Source organism: Shewanella sp. SACH, assembly GCF_001887095.2.
Lineage (GTDB): Bacteria > Pseudomonadota > Gammaproteobacteria > Enterobacterales > Shewanellaceae > Shewanella > Shewanella baltica.
This window is the reverse complement of sequence record NZ_MPDG02000003.1, coordinates 284,175-305,300: the sequence shown is the minus strand read 5'-3', so window position 1 is coordinate 305,300 and position 21,126 is coordinate 284,175. Positions and strand designations below refer to the sequence as shown.

At 47.0% G+C, this 21,126-nt stretch carries 15 protein-coding genes and 1 riboswitch; of the genes, 5 read left to right on the top strand and 10 right to left on the bottom strand.

The genetic code is table 11. From position 1 onward, the window contains the following. Positions 1 to 171: 171 nt before the first annotated feature. A riboswitch (glycine riboswitch) is annotated at positions 172 to 322 on the top strand. A 250-nt stretch (positions 323 to 572) separates the two neighbouring features. The 3 genes from BM607_RS15455 to BM607_RS15445 all read left to right on the top strand — a co-directional run bounded on the left by BM607_RS15455 (position 573) and on the right by BM607_RS15445 (position 8,481). Continuing rightward, a complete protein-coding gene (locus BM607_RS15455; protein WP_071940066.1) occupies positions 573 to 1,931 on the top strand; it encodes a sodium:alanine symporter family protein in 1,359 nt (452 codons plus the stop codon). A gap of 129 nt (positions 1,932 to 2,060) precedes the next feature. Beyond that, a complete protein-coding gene (locus BM607_RS15450) occupies positions 2,061 to 7,415 on the top strand; it encodes a PAS domain S-box protein (protein WP_071940067.1) in 5,355 nt (1,784 codons plus the stop codon). A gap of 49 nt (positions 7,416 to 7,464) precedes the next feature. Further along, complete coding sequence (locus tag BM607_RS15445; protein WP_006082980.1) at positions 7,465 to 8,481, top strand: two-component system response regulator; 1,017 nt, start codon at positions 7,465 to 7,467, stop codon at positions 8,479 to 8,481. Between the two features lie 107 nt (positions 8,482 to 8,588). Here BM607_RS15445 and ygfZ read toward each other — a convergent pair whose 3' ends face one another. Both ygfZ and serA read right to left on the bottom strand, forming a co-directional pair. Continuing rightward, positions 8,589 to 9,551, bottom strand: coding sequence for a tRNA-modifying protein YgfZ (ygfZ, locus tag BM607_RS15440; RefSeq protein WP_071940068.1), 963 nt, complete (start codon positions 9,549 to 9,551; stop codon positions 8,589 to 8,591). Positions 9,552 to 9,704: 153 nt separating this feature from the next. Further along, positions 9,705 to 10,934 carry a phosphoglycerate dehydrogenase gene (serA, locus tag BM607_RS15435; protein WP_006082978.1) on the bottom strand — a complete coding sequence of 410 codons (1,230 nt, stop codon included), beginning with the start codon at positions 10,932 to 10,934 and terminating at the stop codon, positions 9,705 to 9,707. Between the two features lie 154 nt (positions 10,935 to 11,088). Between serA and BM607_RS15430 the strand changes: the two genes are divergently transcribed. Beyond that, on the top strand, positions 11,089 to 11,697 hold the full coding sequence (locus BM607_RS15430; protein ID WP_071940069.1) for a DUF2238 domain-containing protein: 609 nt from the start codon (positions 11,089 to 11,091) through the stop codon (positions 11,695 to 11,697). Positions 11,698 to 12,082: 385 nt separating this feature from the next. Continuing rightward, positions 12,083 to 12,748: a LuxR C-terminal-related transcriptional regulator gene (locus BM607_RS15425; RefSeq protein WP_006082976.1), complete on the top strand. Its 666-nt coding sequence runs from the start codon at positions 12,083 to 12,085 to the stop codon at positions 12,746 to 12,748. Positions 12,749 to 12,921: 173 nt separating this feature from the next. On the opposite strand, the gene BM607_RS15420 is transcribed toward BM607_RS15425, so the two are convergent. From BM607_RS15420 to gluQRS, 8 genes are all read right to left on the bottom strand, one after another. Then, positions 12,922 to 14,412 (bottom strand): curlin, encoded by a 1,491-nt coding sequence (locus BM607_RS15420; RefSeq protein ID WP_071940070.1) that lies wholly within the window; start codon positions 14,410 to 14,412, stop codon positions 12,922 to 12,924. Positions 14,413 to 14,426: 14 nt separating this feature from the next. After that, positions 14,427 to 14,846: a curlin gene (locus tag BM607_RS15415; RefSeq protein WP_071940071.1), complete on the bottom strand. Its 420-nt coding sequence runs from the start codon at positions 14,844 to 14,846 to the stop codon at positions 14,427 to 14,429. A gap of 561 nt (positions 14,847 to 15,407) precedes the next feature. Further along, on the bottom strand, positions 15,408 to 15,935 hold the full coding sequence (locus tag BM607_RS15410; protein WP_071940072.1) for a hypothetical protein: 528 nt from the start codon (positions 15,933 to 15,935) through the stop codon (positions 15,408 to 15,410). Positions 15,936 to 16,347: 412 nt separating this feature from the next. Then, on the bottom strand, positions 16,348 to 17,193 hold the full coding sequence (gene panC / locus BM607_RS15405) for a pantoate--beta-alanine ligase (RefSeq protein WP_071940073.1): 846 nt from the start codon (positions 17,191 to 17,193) through the stop codon (positions 16,348 to 16,350). 27 nt (positions 17,194 to 17,220) lie between these two features. After that, positions 17,221 to 18,015, bottom strand: coding sequence for a 3-methyl-2-oxobutanoate hydroxymethyltransferase (panB, locus tag BM607_RS15400; RefSeq protein ID WP_006082971.1), 795 nt, complete (start codon positions 18,013 to 18,015; stop codon positions 17,221 to 17,223). A gap of 56 nt (positions 18,016 to 18,071) precedes the next feature. Further along, positions 18,072 to 18,560 carry a 2-amino-4-hydroxy-6-hydroxymethyldihydropteridine diphosphokinase gene (gene folK, locus BM607_RS15395; protein WP_071940074.1) on the bottom strand — a complete coding sequence of 163 codons (489 nt, stop codon included), beginning with the start codon at positions 18,558 to 18,560 and terminating at the stop codon, positions 18,072 to 18,074. Then, positions 18,560 to 20,101, bottom strand: coding sequence for a polynucleotide adenylyltransferase PcnB (locus BM607_RS15390; RefSeq protein WP_012586871.1), 1,542 nt, complete (start codon positions 20,099 to 20,101; stop codon positions 18,560 to 18,562). Before BM607_RS15390 ends, folK begins: the two co-directional genes overlap by 1 nt. Positions 20,102 to 20,120: 19 nt before the next feature. Further along, complete coding sequence (gene gluQRS / locus BM607_RS15385; protein ID WP_071940075.1) at positions 20,121 to 21,035, bottom strand: tRNA glutamyl-Q(34) synthetase GluQRS; 915 nt, start codon at positions 21,033 to 21,035, stop codon at positions 20,121 to 20,123. Positions 21,036 to 21,126: the final 91 nt, after the last annotated feature.

The following is a 21,126-nucleotide window of genomic DNA, read 5'->3' as shown; positions in this document are numbered from 1 at the left end:
AGTTAATCTCAATCTAACAATCCGTTCGGATGAAGGTAGCAGGAGAGTGGGGAATTGACCCCACACCGACGAGGCAACTTTGGTTTTATTTGAAGCGACGGTTTTATTGAATCGAATCTTCCCATAAAAACAAAGCACTCTTTCAGGTGCCGATAGGCGTGGACTGTTACTGGACGAGCCTCTGGAGAGACTGCCAATTGCACTTAATTTAACTTAACTTAACTTAACTTAAAGTGTGATCAGGTGGCGCCGAAGGCGAAAGTGTCGTGGTGTTATTGAACCGCGACGCGAAACGCTCAGGCAAAAGGACAGAGGAGAGGATGACTGCACAGTCCCTGTCGTTTGTCGTCGTGGGCTATTTTTACCCTTTGCTTGAGATGGCGCACTTTTGCATCTATTAAAAGCACTCGTTTAGAGGACTCGCTTGCTGCGCATTTCGCGTTCAGCTGGGGTGAATCTCTGTCGAGCACAGGCTATAAATAGTTTGCAATAGCGTCCGACTGCGGCGCGTCACAGCCATTTCTTTTCCTCCTCCGTTTATTAATTTTGTTGTTTAATATTCGAGGAATATCATGAGTTTTCAAGCTTTTCTTGCCAGCATCAATGGCATCGTCTGGGGCCCAATCACCCTTTGTTTGCTGGTGGGCACGGGGATTTATCTCACTGCACGCCTCAAGCTTATCCAAGTTATCCGTCTGCCTATGGCGCTGGGATTGTTATTTAAACCGGCAAAAGGTCATGGGGACTTATCTTCCTTTGCAGCGCTTTGCACTGCGCTGTCCGCCACTATAGGTACGGGCAATATTGTCGGCGTGGCGACAGCCATCAAAATGGGCGGACCAGGCGCATTATTTTGGATGTGGCTGGCGGCATTTTTTGGCATGGCGACTAAATATGCCGAGTGTATGTTGGCGGTAAAATATCGCACGACCGATGCGCGCGGGCAGATTGCGGGTGGCCCAATGTACTATATCGAGCGCGGCCTTGGTCTGCCTTGGATGGCGAAATTGTTCGCTATCTTCGGGGTTGGTGTGGCCTTTTTCGGCATCGGTACTTTTGCACAGGTTAACGCCATCAGCGATGCGTTGACGATTGCCTTTGAGGTGCCGACTTGGTTGACCGCGACTGTGTTGACTGTGCTCGTTGCCGCCGTCACTTTAGGTGGGGTTAAGCGAATTTCGAATGTGGCGCAAAAGCTCGTGCCTGCCATGTCGATTGGTTATGTGCTGGCCTGCGTGTGGATTTTAGTGGGATTTTCTGAGCAAATTTTACCCGCCTTAGGTTTAGTGATTGAATCGGCCTTTACGCCACTCTCGGCAGCGGGAGGATTTTTAGGGGCGACAGTTGCGCAGGCGATTCAAATCGGTATTGCTCGCGGCGTGTTCTCCAATGAATCAGGTCTTGGTAGCGCGCCGATTGCAGCCGCTGCCGCTAAGACCAATGAACCCGTTGAGCAAGGTTTAGTCAGCATGACGGGCACCTTTTTCGATACCATCATTATTTGTACTATGACGGGCTTAGTGCTGATCATCACAGGAGTATGGAGTGGTGAAACTGCGGGCGCGGCGATGACGAGCGCGGCGTTTGCCCTCGGTGGCTCTGCGGTTGTGGGTCAGTATCTGGTGACCATTGCGCTGGTGTGTTTTGCATTTACGACGATTCTAGGCTGGCATTATTACGGTGAACGCTGTTGGTATTACTTGGTCGGCGAGCGCGGTTTACGCTTGTATCAAGTGGTGTTTTTAGTACTGATCGCCGGTGGCGCTTTTATCAAGCTCGATGTGATTTGGTTGTTGGCCGATACGGTTAATGGCTTGATGGCGATTCCAAACTTGATCGCGATTGTAGGCTTGAGGCATATCATTATCGCCGAAACCCAAAGCTATTTTGCCCGTATCTTGCCAAATCAAACCTTAGATACCGCTTATTAGTGTTTTTAAAACAATAAATTACTTCACATTATTTTAACTTTGACATTGTCGCCACTGGATTCTTCGTTTACTTTATATGCACTATTTAAAAAATAGTGCATATAAAATCGAGGACTTTAGGGCGACGCCATGGACAAAAGTAAACTTCGTACTTTTCGCAGCAGAATCTTATCCCACATAGCCTTGCCTCTCATTTTAATCATGGCGAGTGTTTATGCTGTCAATGCTTGGTTTAGTTATCTCTCCTCGGAGAAGCGGCTCTACCATAGCCTTACGCAGGAGGCTAGTCACTCGGCTTCTCGTCTGCAATTGTTACTCGAGCACGCACAAGCCAATACCCAAGGCCTTGCTGATTTTATTGGTTTTTTGTCAAGCAAAGAAGATATGAATGACGCTGAGAGCGTTAAAAGTGTCTTGATGAATCGACTCAAACGTAATCCTGATTTCTTTGGCTCCGCAGTCGCGTTTAAACCCAACACCTTCCCCAATCGTAAACTCTTTTCTCCCTATGTTTACCGCGACACCAGTGGCAGCGACGATCTCCATTATCTCGATATTGGTGCCGAGGGTTACGATTATACCGATGGCACTTGGGACTGGTGGAACAATGCCATCAATCAAGCGGCGGGCTACTGGTCAAAGGCGTACTTTGATGAGGGGGCGGGCAATATTCTGATGGTGACTTATTCGGCTCCCTTTGGTGAGGCCGAGCATTATTTTGGTGTCGCGACGGTTGACTTAGCCTTAGATGGCTTGCCAAAGCAATTAGGAATTGCGCCTAATCGGCTGGTGGTTTTAGACGATCAAGGGCGACTGATTTATCATGTCGATAGGGAAAAAGTGTTGGCCACGACTTCAACACAGTGGCTCGATAAAAATAAATACAGGAATGCTGACTTTTGGGCCTTACAAGCGAAAGGACTTGATGGTCAGGCAAGGTTTGTTGACGATAAGGATGTGGTTTACCTCGCGAGTATTGCAACCGTTCCGCAGCTAAAATGGCGCGTCATAGTGCTAGCGCCAGAGCAAGAATTATTCAGCTCACTGCTCGATGATGTGGCATCCATAATACTCAATTTGAGTTTGCTAACCCTCTTATTATTGTTGACTTGCTATCTGGCCGCTAAGCGACTGACTCGGCCCTTAGAGCTACTCGAGTCGGGTATCTTGTCCTTTGGGCAGGGTAAAACCCAGCAGCTCATTGTGCCTAAAGGCGCCGTGAGTGAGATTGTGACGCTGAGCAATACCTTCAATCAAATGGCGGAATTACTCGCCGAACGTGAGCAAGCCATTCTTGATTCCCGCGGTAACCGCTTTGCTCGCCTGATTGATGGTATGAGCGATAAGTCTTTCTATTGTTCCCTCGATCCTGATGGCCAGCTGGCGCAAGTGAGCGAGGGCGTGACTAAGGTGCTGGGGATCTCCCCTGATCTGCTCAAGCGCAAATACCAAAGACTGTTTTCGGCCAATTCCCTCAATGAGAAAAACTGGCAATACACTGATTTGGCTTTAAAAGGCCAAAATGTTCCTTCGCATCAAGTGGAAATGCTGGATGATCAAGGGCATTTAAGAAGGCTCGATGTGTTCATGCAGCCATTAATGTCTGACACCGGTGAGTTAATGTCGGTGGAGATGTTATTTACCGATGTCACAGAGCAGTTCTCAGCGGCGGTCTGGTCAAATGCGGTACTGGAAGCCGCGCCCGAGGCCATGTTGATTGTCGATGAGCTAGGGCAAATCGTGTTCACTAACAGTCGCTGTCTGCAGCTCTTTGGATACGAAACGGGCGCTATGCTGGGGTTGCAGGTTGAGGCGTTATTGCCGCAAGAATTGGGAGAAAGGCATGTACTTGAACGGCAAACATTCCTGCGTGAAGGCCGTGATAGAAGTATGGCAAATGCCCGTCATGTGCGGGCGTTAAAAGCCGATGGTAATGAATTTATTGCGGAAATAGCGCTGAGTATTCTTCCCACCGCCTTTGATGGACAGAGGCAAGTGGCGGCTTCAATACGCGATATGACACAAAAACTTGCCGTTGAGCAGAAAATCCGTGATAGCGAACAGCGTTTTCGTGGACTAGTGACTAATATTCCCGGCGCCGTTTATCGGACTCGCATCGGGGATGTATGGTTCATGGAATATATCAGTGACAATATTGCCGAGATTACGGGTTATGCAGCGAGTCAGTTTATTGAAAATCGCCAACGTACCTTTGCTTCGCTGATTTTAGAGGAGGATAGGCCTACCTGTCATTTGCATATTGATAGAGCACTCGCGCAGCAAGAAACCTTTGAAGTGGAATATCGTATTCGCCACCGCGATGGCAGTATTCGCTGGGTACATGAGAAAGGTAAGGCGAGTTATACCGAAGAGGGCATTCCACTCTGGTTTGACGGCAGTATCGACGATATTACCGAGAGTAAACTCGCGCTGGTACAGTTAGAGCAATCGCGTCAACAGATGACCAATATTACTGAGTCGATTCCTTGCACTGTGTATCAATTGCAGTGGCAATCGCCTACAGACCGAAGATTTACCTTCCTCTCTGGTGCGGCCATGAAGATGCTAGGGCTGCATCGCGATGATCTGATGAGTAATTTTGACATCATAGCCGAGCGGATTTTTGACGAAGAAAGGCCCGATGTTGTGCGGGCATTGTCGGGTCAGAGTGAAGACAGATTGCAATGGATACGCGAGTTTCGCTATCGCCACCCCAATGGCAGCATACGTTGGATGGAAGCGGGCGCGAGCGGTCATTTGGGTGAAGAGGGTGCCCTCACGTGGAATGGCTATGTGATGGACATTACCCAACGCAAAACCATAGAGCAAGAGTTAGCCCTCAGTGAGGCGCACTTTAAGGCGCTGTTCGATGGGGCGACCATTGGCATAGTCAATGTGGATATTAAAGGCGTTATTTTAGATTGTAATGACCAATTCTGTGCCGATATGGCGCTGTCACGTAACCATTTACGTAATACTGCTATTTTTGAGGTTCTCAGTGAGCAAGATCAATCCATAGCCAAGGCGCAATTTCAGGAGTTGGTTGAAGGTAAGATTGACCATTATCGCGGCGAGCGCAGTTTTATTCGTCCTTCCGGTGCGCCTTTGTGGATGACAGTCAATGTGTCGGCACTGCTTGATGCCCAAGGACAATTTGAATCGGCCGTGATCAGCATGGTCGATATGACAGAGCTTAAATTGCTCTCAGATGAACTGTTACTCGCCAAAGAGCAAGCCGATGCGGCCAGTAAAGCCAAAGGTGACTTCTTGGCGAATATGTCCCACGAAATCCGTACTCCAATGAATGCCATTATTGGCATGTCCCAGCTGTGCTTGCAGACCGAATTAGATAAAAAACAGAAGAATTATGTAGAGAAGATTGAGCGGGCATCGCAGTCTTTGCTGTCGATTATCAATGACATTCTGGATTTCTCTAAGATTGAAGCGGGTAAGTTAGATATAGATTCAGTACCTTTTCAGCTCGATACTATGTTGGAAGATCTCAGCGATATGTTCTCTGAGAAAGCTGCCCACAAACAGATTGAATTATTGTTCGCCGTTGCGCCCAACGTGCCTCGTTATCTGTTAGGGGATTCGCTGCGATTAGGCCAAGTGTTGATTAACTTGATGAATAACGCCATTAAGTTCACCGAACGCGGTGAGGTTTTGCTGTCGCTAAGCTTAGTTGAGCAGCAAGATGATGATGTCGTGCTGCGTTTTAGCGTGCGTGACAGCGGCATCGGGTTAACTGAGCAGCAGCAAGCAAAATTGTTTAAATCTTTTACCCAAGCGGATACTTCAACCACCCGTAAATACGGTGGCACAGGTTTAGGTTTGGCTATCTGTAAGCAGCTAGTCGAACTGATGGGCGGAAAGATAGGGGTAGAAAGTCAGCTCGGTCATGGCAGCACTTTCTATTTCACGGTCAAGTTGCACATTTCCGATGGTCAGAAATTGGTACTCGAGCAAGAGCTTGAAGGCATGTCTGTGCTGGTGGTCGATGATAACGCGACTGCTAGAGATATTATGCGCACTACGCTCGAAAGTATGGGCTTTAGGGTCGATACGGTTCGCTCGGGTGAAGAAGCAATAAGCCGCTGCTTATTGCAAGCCTATGAAGTGGCGTTAATTGATTGGAAAATGCCTAACATGGATGGGCTGGAAACCGCGCGTCAAATCCAATTGCAGGCTCAGTCGCAATCTCAATCACAACCTCAGTCTCATCCTCAGCCCAAAATATTGATGGTCTCTGCCCATGCGGATCATGAGTTCCTCACTCAAATTGAGCAACTGGCTTTAGCGGGATACATCAGTAAACCCATCAGTGCCTCACGCTTACTCGATGGCATAATGAATGCGATTGGCCGCGAAGGCATATTGCCCGTGAGGCGCCGCACCGAAGAGTTGGCTCCGCAGTTGTTAGTGCCACTGCAAGGAAAACGTATCCTATTAGTGGAAGATAACGAGATGAATCTCGAAGTCGCCAGCGAGTTTTTAGAGCAAGTGGGGATTATTTTATCCATAGCGACCAATGGTCAAATCGCCTTAGACAAACTGTCGCAGCAGCATTTCGATCTAGTATTAATGGACTGCCAAATGCCGGTGATGGATGGCTATCAAGCCACTCAGGCGATAAGAAAAAGGCCTGAGTTGGCAAATTTACCTGTCGTCGCCATGACAGCCAATGCGATGGCGGGCGATAGGGACATGTGCATCAGGGCGGGCATGAACGACCATATCGCCAAACCGATAGAAGTGAATGTTCTTTATCAAACCCTGTTGAAATACCTCGCACCCGCATCTGACACGGCTGCAGTAGATACCTTTACTCAATCGATATTGAGTAACACCAAGGTTGAGGCAGGCAATAGTGCAGAACAAACCGTATTGCTTAAGTGGCCTGAGCACCCAGAGCTGGATATCGATAGAGGTTTGCAACTGGTGCAACACTCTACGCGGCTTTATCAACGCATATTTGATCGTTTCGTGAGCAGTCAGCGTAATGTGGTGGAACAGGTTCGCAAAGCCATCGCGGCGAATCAAGTCGAAGATGCGGTGCGTATTGCCCATACCCTTAAAGGCTTAGCGGGCAATTTAAGCTCGGCTAAATTGGTGGAGTTAGCGCGTTTACTTGAGTTGCATTTAACTGAGAATGCGCCCTTTGAAGATGAGTTAGTTCAAATTCAACCGCTAGTGGCTTCTATTTGCGATGCGATTGAATACGCCAAACCCGCAGCGGTAAATCAAGCCGAACCCCAAGCCGTTGATTTATTATCTGCTGAAGATTTAAGGGCGGCATTACAGGCCTTGCGGCAGAACTTAGATGATGCCGATGCCAGCGCAGTGGCAAAAATTGATGCCTTAAAGCCGCAGGTGAGCAGTGCAATGTGGCAAGCGTTAAGCCCTGCTTTGTCTATGATTAATCAGTACCAGTTTGATGAGGCGATAGACTTGATTGATGATGTCATTGCTCAGTTAGGATAAAAAAAGTAGCACACTGAATTCAAACGCATGACATGAAGTGGAGTTGTTAATGGAAAAGGCAACAATATTAGTCGTCGATGACACACCGGAGAATATCGATATTTTGATCGGTATTTTGGGTGATGACTATAAAGTCAAAGTGGCGATCGACGGGCCAAGGGCATTAGCCTTAGTGGCAAAGTCGCGGCCCGACTTAATTCTGCTTGATGTGATGATGCCGGGAATGAATGGCTATGAGGTATGCAAGCTGCTAAAGCAAGATCCGCTGACCAGTCATATTCCAATCATTTTTGTGACTGCTTTATCTGAATCCTCCGATGAAGCCCAAGGTTTTGCTTTGGGCGCAGTGGATTACATCACTAAGCCCGTGAGTGCGCCTGTGGTTAAGGCGCGAGTTAAAACCCATCTTGCGCTCTATGATCAAAAACGCCTACTCGAACAACAAGTTAAAATCCGTACCCACGAGTTAGAAGAAACCCGCTTTGAAATCATCCGCCGTCTTGGCCGCGCCGCCGAATATAAGGACAACGAGACAGGTTTACATGTGGTACGCATGAGCCACTACGCCCGAATATTGGCGATAAAGCTTGGGTTACCTAGTACTTTCTGCGACTTAATTTTTAATGCGGCGCCGATGCACGATATCGGTAAAATCGGCACCCCCGATGCTGTGCTGAAAAAACCGGGTAAGCTTGATGCCGAGGAGTGGCGCATCATGCAGCAACATGCCGCTATCGGCGCCGAAATTATCGGTGAACACAGCGATCCGTTATTGCAGATGGCCCGTCGTATCGCCTTAACTCACCATGAGAAGTGGGATGGTTCAGGTTACCCTAATGGCTTGGTGGGAGAGGATATTCCCCTTGAAGGGCGGATCACTGCGATTGCCGATGTGTTCGATGCCTTGACTTCGCAAAGGCCTTATAAGCAGGCTTGGACGATCGAAGCGACGATGGAGTTATTTGACAATCAAGCGGGAAAACATTTTGATCCTAAGCTGGTGGAAATGTTTAAAGAAATCCTGCCTGAGGCGATCGCCATTCGAGATACTTATTTGGAAAACTAATGCTCGGGTGCTCGGGTGTTTGAGGGGGTGAGTACAAGATCAGCTAAAGGCGCCATTGGCGCCTTTATTCTGTTTAAATCTCTATACCGTGTTATTAAATCAAAGCCTTATGCTTCGTCTAATGAGTAGGGCAGGGCTTGAATCGTTAAGCTTGATTGCTCATCGTCGGCAAAACGCAGTTTAGTCTCGTTGCTGGTATCGTTGGCAAGCACCGCAGTTAACAACACTTGGTTGCCACGCTGTACAAACTCAATAATATGGCCGCCACGGCGGAAGCCATCTTCCATCGCGATTTCAAGGCCTGACTCTGGGCTGATTTGCAGGTTAGTATGACCATGCAAAATATACAGGGCGCGTTTATTGCCGCCACGATATTTCATCCGCGCTATGGTTTCTTGTCCCATGTAACAGCCCTTGTTGAAGCTGATACCGTTAACCGCTTGTAGATTGCACATCTGCGGTACGTATTGGCTGGCATGGCTGGCGGCAAGGTTGGGATAACCCGCGGTAATTTCTAACGCTTGCCAAGCACTGGCATCAAATACGCTCAGCTTTGATTTGGCCACTAAAGCTGCAGCAGCTTCTGGGGTTAACATTAAAATGAAACGGTCAGCGTCTTTTAAAATCGCGCCATGTTCAATTGGCGTGAATTCTTGATGAATGTCGCCAAAATGTTCGCTCACGAACTGGCTTGCTTGTTCACCGGCGACCCCGAGCAAAGTCCATTCAGCGGATGCATTGCTTAAGGTGGCTTTGCTAAACACGGCATATTTTTGTAACTGGGGTAAATCGACTTCGATGGCATCCTTTGGCATCAGCATAAAGAGCGCATCTTGGATGGCAAAGGTCCTGAAACTGGCCAGCATTTTACCTTTTGGATCGCAATGTGCACCCCAGCGCCATTGGTTATCGGCTAATGAGCTGATGTCAGTGGTCACTTGGCCATGGATGAAACTGCGGCCTTGTTCTCCAACCACTTTAATAAGGCCCATATGAGATAAGTTGGCAAGCATGAGTGGAGGCAAAGAAGCGTCCAGATCCCAATGGGGCGTAGAAACTGAAATAGTCATAGCGAGATCCTGAAAATGAAGGCGATGTGAGAGGCTAGATTGTAACGGAATTCCTGTTGGCTCAAAAGCATAAGGCGCACATATCTGTGAATGATATGTGCGCCTTAGTCTTTGTACTTTAGCCGAAACGCTTAATGCGATTCGGCTTAACTCTTAAAACAGCACGCGGGTACGCAGTGTGCCTTCAATTGCCTTTAACTCAACTAAGGCTTCTTCGGCTTGGTGAGTGTCGACTTCCATGACCACATAACCAATCTCAGCGGTAGTTTGCAGATATTGCGCGGCAATGTTGATGCCTTTTTCCGAGAAGGCTTGGTTGATCTTGATCAGCACGCCAGGACGGTTTTGGTGAATATGCAGTAAGCGTGAGGTGCCTTTATGCATAGGTAGCGATACTTCAGGGAAGTTAACTGCAGATACGGTCGAGCCGTTGTCTGAGTATTTAGCGAGCTTGCCCGCGACTTCGATACCAATGTTTTCTTGGGCTTCTGCAGTACTCCCACCCACATGCGGTGTCAGTAATACGTTATCAAGACCTCGAAGTGGGCTGATAAATTCATCGTCATTAGATTGCGGCTCAACTGGGAACACATCAATCGCCGCGCCAGCGAGGTGACGTTCTTTCAAGGCGACCGTTAAGGCCTCGATATCAACCACAGTACCGCGTGAGGCGTTGATAAAGATGCTGCCCTTTTTCATCGCCGCAAATTCAGCTGCGCCTATCATGTCTTTGGTTTGTGGGGTTTCTGGTACGTGTAAGCTCACTACGTCAGCTTGCGCCAGTAACTGTTCCATTGAATGAATTTGCTGTGCATTACCCAGTGGCAATTTGTCTTCGATATCGAAGAACACCACGCGCATGCCCAGCGTCTCAGCCAGAATGCCAAGCTGAGTACCGATATGACCGTAACCGATTACGCCTAAGGTTTTACCGCGCACTTCGTAGCTGCCTGCGGCGGTTTTCATCCAGCCACCACGGTGGGCGATGGCGTTACGCTCAGGGATACCGCGCATCAGCATAATGATTTCGCCAATCACGAGTTCGGCAACACTGCGAGTATTGGAGAATGGCGCGTTAAATACTGGGATACCAAGGGATTCGGCGGTGGCAAGATCAACTTGATTGGTTCCGATACAGAAGCAACCGACCGCGATCAACTTCTCAGCGCGTTTTAGCACTTCGGCAGTTAATTGGGTACGTGAACGAAGTCCCACGAAATGTGCATCTTTGATGGATTCAATTAATGCTTCATCGCCTAATGAGGCTTTGTGGTATTCGATGTTGGTGTATCCCGCACGCTCAAGTACATCGACCGCAGATTGGTGGACGCCTTCCAACAGCAGGATCTTGATCTTATCCTTGTCCAGCGAATGTTTCGCCATGATATGGGTACCCTCTAATTAATAGAAATGTTTCTTATGATATGCTGACAACCTTCACCCACCAAAATAGCACTTTTTTTACTCAGTGTGGAGGGCTAGATGGCTAAAGTTAATATTCTAAATTAAGAACAATATCGCATAAGAGGAAGAAACATTGAATAACAAAATCGCGTGGTGTGCTATTTACCTCTTAGTGCTCGTGTGGTCGGTGATAAATCCCGCAGATCCTTTCACTTGGTGGCTCGAAGCGGTTCCAGCATTAGTGGCTGTGCCATTGCTATTTTTTACCCGCAAACGCTTTCCATTAACGCCGCTGGTGTATGTTTTAGTGTTAGCCCATTGCTGTGTGTTGTTTGTCGGCGCGCATTACACCTACGCCGAAGTGCCATTATTCGACACTATTGCCCATTGGATGGGCTCAGAACGTAATAATTACGACAAGTTAGGTCATTTTGCTCAAGGCTTCATCCCTGCCATGTTAGCGCGTGAAATTATGCTGCGTAATCAAGCGGTCAAACCCGGTGCTTGGTGTGCGTTTTTAGTCACGTGTTTTGTGCTCGCGTTTTCGGCGTTTTATGAACTTATCGAATGGTGGGTTGCCGTGGCAACAGGTGAAGGCGCCGAAGCCTTTTTGGGCACCCAAGGCTATGTATGGGACACTCAATCAGATATGTTGATGGCATTAATTGGCGCGGTTGTCGCACTCGTTTTATTGTCTCGTTTTCAAGATAAACAAATCGCGGCACTTAAACTCAGAATCTAGTGGCAGTGAGTTACTTATTGTTTCTGATCGAATCATAAGTTAATCCTTCCATAAAACATTTGGCGTGAGTGTGATGGCATTTAGCTGTCACACTATGGTGTTAATTTTCTGTTGCAACTTTGGGTTGATGTCTTCATAGTTTGAAAGTACTAGGTTTCGTGAGTCGGTTAAGCTCAATAGTATTTTCTACTGTTATTCCAATTGTCTTCGGTCAGTTAGTCGAACTTACTAGGATTAAAGAGGGAATAGTACATTTGGGTGATGTTTTTCAGTCTTTAACTAGTCAGAATCAACTAGGTTAATGGAATGTTTAAAAATCAAACTAAAGAGGCTGGTCAAACATACCATTTTGCTAATAGATAATACTTTTCAGGGAGGAGAGTCATTGAGCACAATTAATGAGTTAGTTTTTTTACACCAAATGGCGGCGCCATGTCATTTAGCGTTACTCGCTGAATCCATAGGTTTGAAAACTCGCGTCGTTAAACATGCGGCGGAATTGGATTTAGATAAAAGTCGTCGAAGTTTCTATTTGATCACCCAAAAAGGCTCTGCACTCGATAACAAGGGAATACCTTTACTGGCTTCGCGCTTAGTATCACATTTCCCCGTGGCGCTGTACCAAGTCGAGCGAGACTCTTTAGATCAAGAGTCGGCTATGTTACTCGGTATTCGTGGCCTGTTGTTTGCCGATCAACGTTTGGATTTGATGTTGACGGGTTTACGTAAAATGGTGGCAGAGGAGCTGTGGTACGATAGAACACTACTGAGTAAGGTGTTCCGTCGGGTAGTACAAAAGCTCGATGGCAATAATGAGATGCCCTCCGATTCAGTGGCTATGCTGCAGATGTTGACATCCCGTGAGCGCACTATTATTCAATTTGTGTCGAGTGGCGCAAGGAATAAAGAAATCGCCCACCGATTGTGCATCAGCGAACATACGGTGAAGGCACACATTTCCTCTATCTTCCGTAAAACCCAGTCCCGTAATCGTGTTGAATTGTTGCGTTGGGCGCAAACCTATCAGACCCACTTTGAGTTATGCAGCTAGTCAGTGAAAGGTATTTTTGTCGTGACTGTTGATTTTAATGACGATTAGCTCATTTGGTGATTCATCAATATAAATAAAGCGGGAATGTTTGAATAAACATTCCCGCTTTTTGTTTGATTGCCGTTTAAATGTCACAGCCAAAGAATTTAACTGTGACGACTTAACTGCACTCGTTAGTATTGCACTACAGTAGCAACGTTCATATTGCCTGATTGATTAACGCTGATGCTGTTGTTATTGCCAGCTTGAGAACCTAATACTAAGTTGTCATTACCCGTTTGAGTGATTAACAGGCTGTTATTATCACCGCTAACTGCGAATGAGCTACTTGCGTCACCACCGACCCAGTTACCGTTACCTGATTGAGCAATTTGTGCAGTGTTTTCATCACCGTCGATAATCAAATCGATAAGGTTAAGATCACCATCTTGCAGTGCAGTGACATCGGCATTATTGTTGCCAGCAATGGAAATGACGGCTTCGTTTTGAGCGCCATCTTGCTCAACATCAACTTCGTTATCGCTACCCACTGCATCGACATAGGCAAAGTTGATATCGCCTTCTTGGCTCACTTCAATGCTGTTGTCTTCACCTGATGCGAAGGCCACGATTTCGTTGTTATCACCTTTAGAAGATAAATCGAAGTCGTTATCTGTGCCGTATGCGCCAAAGGTCGCGAAGTTATCATCGCCTTTTTGTTTCAAGTCAACATCGTTGCTATTGCCCCATACTTGGAACTCTGCACCGTTGACATCGCCTTTTTGGGTGATAGTAATATCGTTATCATTACCTTGGATATCGGCCACTAAAGTATCACCGATAGTGTTGCCGCTGCCATTTTGGGTAATATCGACAGTGTTGTCATCACCCGTAGTCATAGCAAGATAAGCCGTGTTGCCGTTACCTTTTTGATCCATTGAAATATCGTTGTCGCTGCCTGCAAGTGCGTAAACGAAACCAACATGGTTATCACCCTTTTGGACCATGTCTACTGTGTTGTTGTCGCCTGCAATACCTTTAGCCGCGCCAAAGTTATTGTTACCCGCTTGATTAACAGAAACGTCGTTGTTGTTCCCTACGTTAGCGGTTAAGTCGAGAGCGATTAAACCCGCTTGGTTGTTGTCACCCACTTGGGTTATTTTCCCATCGTTGTTGCTGCCTTCAACGCGGAATACTGCAAAGTTAGCATCGCCTTCTTGCTCAACAAATACGCTGTTTTCAGCGCCAGTGATTTCAACTTGGCTTTCATTAACTTCGCCTAATTGACTAACGATTGCCGTGTTATTGTTGCCAGTAACATCATTGCTGCTTTGGTTAAAGAAACCGTCTTGCGACACATTGACATTGTTGCTGTCACCAACAACATTTGCACTTGCCACATGCCAATCAGCTTGTTGCGTTATCTGGACTTTGTTATCAGCACCCGTCGAATTAATCGCGGCTTCATGCCACACACCATCTTGGATAACGGTAGCGGTTTGATCGTTACCTGTTTGTACAACCGCTGCAGCGTTAAGGCCACCCGTTTGTGAGACTAACGTGTCTTGGGCTTGGCCTGACTGTACTACACTAATTTCGCTCACTGTACTGGCAGCAAAGGCTTGACCGCTTAAACCTGTTGCAATGGCCAAAGCAATAAGTGATTTTTTAGCTTGTGATTTCATGTGACGCTCCCTGTTTAATATTGAGTTATTGAGATTGCAGCACCGTCTGCAATCTGTTGAATCGAAAAATTGCCGCTTCCTAGTTGGTTCAGTTGCACTAGATTGTTGTTGCCAATTTGTGTCACTGAAGCCGTATTTCGACTGCCGACCTGCAGTAGTTGCACCTCATTGTTTGAACCAATCTGCGTGATTAGCGCATCGTTATCATTGCCCACTTGTGTCACATCGGCCTTGTTATCGTTGCCTGATTGGAACAGTAATCCTTGGTTAGCATTGCCTTGTTGCACCAGTTCGATAAGGTTATCGCGACCGGAACGTTCCATTAATGCCTGCAGGGTTACGGGTAACTCATTGATATTCAGCTCTTGTGCTGAGGTCATACAACTACAGAGCAAGATCAGCGGTACCAAAAAGCGTATAGAGGTATTTGGCACGGGTGACTCCTTGCATCAAATATTTTGGGTTGCCTAAAACAACAGACACTCCAAATTCAGCCCTGAAGATACGAGTCCCGTTAATATGCCGCAATTGGCCAAAAGGGTATTTATTACGCAAAGGATTCACAGTAGATAAATGATGGATGTATTTTCATCCAATTGATTCAGTTATGTTTATCTATTTTTTAGAGAGTATTTTTTTAGGCAGAGTAGTCTAGTTGGTCTAGTAGTTAAGTCGTACTCGTTGCTAAGTTATTCTTCAGTATTTAAACAATGCTGCAACAAAATCAAGCAATGCATCGACTGTCACGTGATATTTTTCGGGGAAACAAATTATAGAAAATATGGTGGGAATACTGGTGTGTGGATTGACTCAATTCAAGGGCTATTTAGCGCTATTACAGCGCGTTCAAAGGCGAACTAGGAGGTTTTATCTACAGCAGTCCTTAGAGAGGATGAAGAGTCAATGAGCGGTTTGATGAGTAGAAAAATTCGACCATAGTGGTCGAATTCCTTGGTGAATGAGTGGCAAGCTGAGCACTAACCTTTTATATGAGATCAGTGTTTTTCTGTTTGTTTCGATTCTTCAGGGGATACCTCAGTACTGATTTGGCTTTTACGATCTTTCAGTTGCTGCATCGCACTGTTATTGCTCACAGTTAACGCATTGAAACGAGTATTGATATCGTCCATTTCGTTAATGTATTCAGGATCGCTTTTCTCTTTATTCTGCCAATAACGCTTACGTTCTAGTTTTTGTAATTCACTGGCGCGCAGGATTTCAAAATAGCTGTTCTCCTGTTTAAGCCGATAGATCTCGCCATCGAGTAATTGCAGTAATTTTTCTTTAGAAATGGTTTGCCGATTGAGTAGCGCTTGCAGGGGATCGACTGGAATGTCCCTTTTATCTGAGTCGACTTCTGTGGTGATCCCCAGCTGATATTCGATTTTATGTTGGCTAAATTCCTGCGGGCAAGCGGTTTGGCTAAAGACAATTTTGTCATCTTTACGGCATTTATAAATGGTATTTGCCTGTACTGCACTAGGCAAAATAACACAAATTAGGGTGATTATCAGTCTTGCCATTAGGCCACAAATCCTTTGTACACTAGCATAGCGATTATGATTTAATCATTTGATTACAGTTGATAAAAAGTCAGTTTAACGCTCGCGTTATTAAGTATGTTCAACCAGTGATTTATGTCTCGTCCTGGTGGGACGTTGGGTTCTTGAGCCATTAAACCTAAGGCATTAAAGTATTAGCCATATATCAGTAAAGGGGCAAATTTACTGCGTTTATTGTCGCGGTCAACTTTTTACTTAGCGTTAACTTCTGCATCATACTATGGCGTAAGTTTAGGGATAAAACCAGTTTTTTGACGATTCAATTTTTTGGCGCTAGGGTTGATTCTAAACAAGAAAATTGAGGATGCTAGGGCAATTGAAAACATAAAAAAAGGAGCGAGTGCTCCTTTTTATTGATTGATAACGCTAAGTGTTAGCGATCGAACCTTAAGTTATCGATAAGCCGCGCTTTGCCTATATAGGCCGCGGCCAAAATCACTAAGGTTTGATCTTGATTTTGGGCTTGTTCCAGCGTGTGAGCGTGGCGAATTTCGAGGTAATCCGGCGTAAAACCAGCCGCGACTAAACTGGCTTTTGCTTGCTCAGTCACTTGCTCAAAGCTTTCGCCTTGCTTGATCCCTGCGGCCATGGCATCTATGGCTTGTTTTAGCGCAGGCGCTGCGGCTTTTTCTGCGGCAGTGAGGTAACCATTGCGTGAACTCATGGCTAAACCTGAGTCCTCACGTATGGTATCGACACCGATAATTTCAATCGGCAATGACAAGTCTTCAACCATAGTTTTGATCACTAATAGCTGTTGATAGTCTTTATTACCGAATAGCGCCACATCGGGCTGTACTATGTTAAACAGTTTACAAACGATAGTCGCAACGCCACGGAAATGCCCCGGACGACTCGCACCACAAAGCACGTTGGAAATCCCTGGGACTTCGACATAGGTTTGTTGCTCTAGACCCTTGGGATACATCACGGCTGGCGTTGGAGTGAATAATAGCTCAGCGCCAGCAGCCGTGAGGGCTTCGCTGTCGGCAGCCAGTGTGCGTGGGTAAGCATCCAGATCTTCGTTCTGACCAAATTGCATTGGATTAACGAAAATAGAGGCCACCACATGGTCACACTTGCTCGCGGCTTCTTTGACTAAAGTAATGTGTCCCTGATGGAGATTACCCATGGTAGGCACAAAGGCGACAGTTTCGCCCTTGGCACGCCATGCACGCACTTGGGTGCGAATATCATCAATATGGGCGCTAGTGATCATTGAGCCTTACCTTGCATAAATCGGTTATTAGTTAAAAGTGTGTTCTTCGCCAGGGAATGTTCCTTGGGCAACTTCGTCGATATAAGCACGCACGGCAGAACGAATTTCACCGGTTTGTTTTAGGTAGTTTTTCGAGAAACGTGGAATATAACCACTTGAAATACCTAACACATCATGCATAACCAAAATTTGGCCATCGGTCGATGCGCCCGCGCCAATCCCAATAACTGGAATTGTTAAGGCTTGAGTGATCGCCGCTGCGAGTGGCGCTGGAATGCATTCCACAACCAATAGTTGAGCACCAGCTGCTTCTAACGCTTTTGCTTCGTCGAGGATGCGCTGGGCATTTTCTGCATCGCGGCCTTGCACTTTAAAACCACCAAATACATGGACTGACTGAGGCGTTAAGCCTAAATGAGCACACACGGGAATACCGCGTTCGGTTAGCTTAGTGACAGTTTCGAGTAACCAGTGGCCACCTTCGACTTTGACCATGTTCGCGCCAGCCTGCATCAACTCAGTGGCGTTAACCATAGCTTGTTCTGGTGTGGCGTAACTCATAAAGGGCATATCGGCGATCAGCAGGGCACGTTCGATACCGCGACGGACACAGCGAGTATGGTAAGCGATATCTGCCGTAGAGACGGGCAGGGTATCGTCATGACCTTGGAGAACCATTCCTAGAGAATCGCCGACGAGCAGCACATCTACACCTTCGCTATCGAACGCGCTGGCAAAACTGGCATCATAGGCTGTCAGTGCCGTGAATTTTCTACCTTCCTGTTTGTATTTCAACAGGGTTGAGCTAGTAATTTTAGACATATGGATGATCTTCAAACCAAATAGAAGTGGTGTTATAAGCTAACTGGGGAAGGACTTCAATGATCAATGCCCAGTTGTTGTAACTCGGCCAACATTTTTGTATCGATAAGACTGCCGATTGCAGTGTTGCACGGCAGAATAAGATTCGGTGCGATTGCGGCTAAAGGTACGAGCACAAAGCTGCGCTCTTTCATGCCGTAGTGGGGCACTTTGAGTCTAGGTATGTCAATGTTTTCATTGCCATACAGGAGTATATCGAGATCTAAGGTTCTGGGCCCCCAACGTTCAAGGCGCACTCGTCCTTGGGTGTTTTCGATATGCTGCAATGCATCGAGTAAGGTTAATGGCTCAAGATCAGTATCGAAACTGGCCACCGCATTAACATAATCGGGTTGCACCACATCGCCCATGGGCGTCGAATGGTAATAGGGGGAAACCAGTAGACTATTGCCTAAGGCTAATGCGGACAATGCCGTGACGGCATTGTCCAATTGCGTCTTGGGATCTTCAAGATTTGCGCCTAATGCGACGTAGACGCGAGTCATTATTCAGCCGCTTTCGCTTTTGGCGTGCCACTTGTTTTAGGTGCGCTCGTCGCGGCTGAACCATCGGCATTCGGCGCGCGAGGACGGCGACGACGTTGAGTGGCATTACGGTTGCGATTGGGCGATTTAGTGCCGCTACGCGCAATGGCTAAGCGTTCCGTTTCATCGGCTTCAACAAACTGTTGCCACCAAGCGGCACTCTTAGCGACATTACCCGCCTCGACTTCGCCCCTGAGCAATAGCAAATCGTATGCAGCTCTAAACTTAGGGTGTTCCATTAGTTTAAAAGCACGAGTACCTTGGCTACGATCAAAGCGTAACTGCAACTGCCAAATGTCTTTTGCTGGTGTACTAAAACGGCGCGGAATGCTAATGGTTTGGCATTGCTGCTCCATCACATCGCCCATAGCGGCAAAGAAGGCATCATATAACGTCAGGCCACTTTCAACGGCAATATCTTCGGCGCGTTGACGCAGTGGATACCAGAGAAGCGCAGCATAGAAGAATGAAGGCGTCACCGGCTTATCTTCGTTAACTCTTTGATCTGTGCTCTTCATGATGGCTTGCACCATTTTCATGGTCGTGCCTTTAGGATCATCTTTTAGCAGAGCGGCCACTTGCGGAAATAGCGGCGCGAATAGCTTGTATTCTTGCATCAGTTCGAAGTTGGCTAAGGCTTTGCCTGCAAAGAAGAGTTTCAGCACTTCTTCGTACATACGCGCTGCGGGAATATCTTTTAACAGTGGCGCTAATTGTTTAATCGGCGCCGCAGTGACGGTTTCGATACCCATGTTGAGTTTAGTGGCGAAACGCACCGCCCTTAACATACGCACTGGATCTTCACGGTAACGGGTTTCTGGATCGCCAATTAATCTTAGGGTGCCAGCTTTAAGATCTGTCATACCGCCGCCGTAGCTGCGGATCGAGTAATCGCTGATATCGTAATAGAGGGCATTGACGGTAAAGTCGCGGCGTTCGGCATCTTCGTCGATTTCGCCATAAACGTTATCGCGCAGCAAACGCCCTTCGGCATTAGCTTTAGAGACTTTCTCATTGCTTTCGCCATGGTGACCACGAAAGGTCGCCACTTCGATAACATCGCGGCCGAAAACGATATGGGCCAGACGGAAACGACGACCGACGACTCGGCAGTTGCGGAATAGTTTTTTGATTTCTTCCGGCGTCGCGTTGGTCACTACGTCGAAATCTTTCGGTTCAATCCCTAAGAGTAAATCGCGTACACCGCCGCCGACTAAATAGGCTTTAAAGCCTGATTTATTCAGTCTGTATAATACCTTAAGGGCATTTTCGCTGATTTGTTTGCGCGAGATGGTATGAGCATCTCTCGGCACTAACTCTAAGCTTAACGCGCCGGAACTTTGTTCTGGCGTTGTTGGTTCAATCTGAGCTTGAGTCGGAGCGGTCGTTTTAGGCGCGTCTTCAAATAGCTGTTTGCAGAATTGGCTGATACGGCGAAAAATGGGACACCTCGAAATATGATCTGTTATTTGATTAAAAATCTGGCGGCTATCATATACCAAATGCAGCCTAATGAGTATATCAGGGCTCGATCAGTATCTCAGATTGTTGCGGTATAGTAGATAATTGAAACTGATTTACGGCTTGAGCGAGCATTTGCGCCACAGAACCTTGGGTCTCAACAGTTTGTTGGCCTAAAAATACCAGCGCCGCATTGAGGCTCGCCTGCGGATTAAGTGTATCAATTGCTTGTGCATGATTCTGTTTAGAGAGTTTAAATCCCTTGCTCAAACAGGCAAGCGGCAAGTGCAACCATTGCGGTGCCGCCAAGCCAAAGTTTTGATACAAACTCAGTTGGCGACAACTAGCTTCGATTAAGTCACAACCTCGAACCACTTCAGTGATGCCTTGATAGGCATCGTCGAGCACCACGGCCAATTGATAGGCATACAGGCCATCGCTGCGTTTGATGATGAAATCCTCTGCAGCAAAATGGCTATCGACGCAAATATGCCCCATGAGGTTATCGTCAAATTGCTGCACTTGCGCGGTATTAACTATCCGCACCGCCCCAGACTTAAGCGCATTTGCAGCTTGGGTTTGTGGCAAGCGGTGACAGCGGCCATCGTAGACGCCGCCCATGGCTTGAATTTGCTTGCGACTACATTGGCAGAAATAAGCTTTATCTTGGGCGAGCAGCGAATCAATTTGTGCTTGATAGGCCGCAGTGCGCTGGCTCTGATACACAGGCACATCATCCCACTCAAATCCATAGGCTTCTAAGGTGCGCAAGATATCATCGGCCGCGCCTTTGACTTCCCGTGGAGGATCGATGTCTTCAATACGAATTAACCATTTACCCTGTTGCGAGCGCGCACGCAGATAACTGCCAAGGGCGGCGATAAGCGAGCCAAAGTGCAAGGCACCCGAAGGCGAAGGCGCAAAACGGCCGACATAGGGGCGATGAGTTGAAGTTGGAGAAGATAAAGTCGCCATAGTACTGAGTTAGCAGCTAGTGTCAGTCAAAGTGGGCGTATTTTAGAGGGATACAAGGATAAAAGCGAATCGGGGTAAATTGGAGTGAGCT

Bases quoted from the DNA above. Each gene is read 5' to 3' on its own strand.
- panC (WP_071940073.1), bottom strand. From the start codon at position 17,193: ATGATCACTAGCGCCCATATTGATGATATTCGCACCCAAGTGCGTGCA.
- BM607_RS15455 (WP_071940066.1), top strand. From the start codon at position 573: ATGAGTTTTCAAGCTTTTCTTGCCAGCATCAATGGCATCGTCTGGGGC.
- serA (WP_006082978.1), bottom strand. From the start codon at position 10,934: ATGGCGAAACATTCGCTGGACAAGGATAAGATCAAGATCCTGCTGTTG.
- folK (WP_071940074.1), bottom strand. From the start codon at position 18,560: ATGACTCGCGTCTACGTCGCATTAGGCGCAAATCTTGAAGATCCCAAG.
- BM607_RS15450 (WP_071940067.1), top strand. From the start codon at position 2,061: ATGGACAAAAGTAAACTTCGTACTTTTCGCAGCAGAATCTTATCCCAC.
- BM607_RS15420 (WP_071940070.1), bottom strand. From the start codon at position 14,412: ATGAAATCACAAGCTAAAAAATCACTTATTGCTTTGGCCATTGCAACA.
- BM607_RS15445 (WP_006082980.1), top strand. From the start codon at position 7,465: ATGGAAAAGGCAACAATATTAGTCGTCGATGACACACCGGAGAATATC.
- panB (WP_006082971.1), bottom strand. From the start codon at position 18,015: ATGTCTAAAATTACTAGCTCAACCCTGTTGAAATACAAACAGGAAGGT.
- gluQRS (WP_071940075.1), bottom strand. From the start codon at position 21,035: ATGGCGACTTTATCTTCTCCAACTTCAACTCATCGCCCCTATGTCGGC.
- BM607_RS15410 (WP_071940072.1), bottom strand. From the start codon at position 15,935: ATGGCAAGACTGATAATCACCCTAATTTGTGTTATTTTGCCTAGTGCA.
- ygfZ (WP_071940068.1), bottom strand. From the start codon at position 9,551: ATGACTATTTCAGTTTCTACGCCCCATTGGGATCTGGACGCTTCTTTG.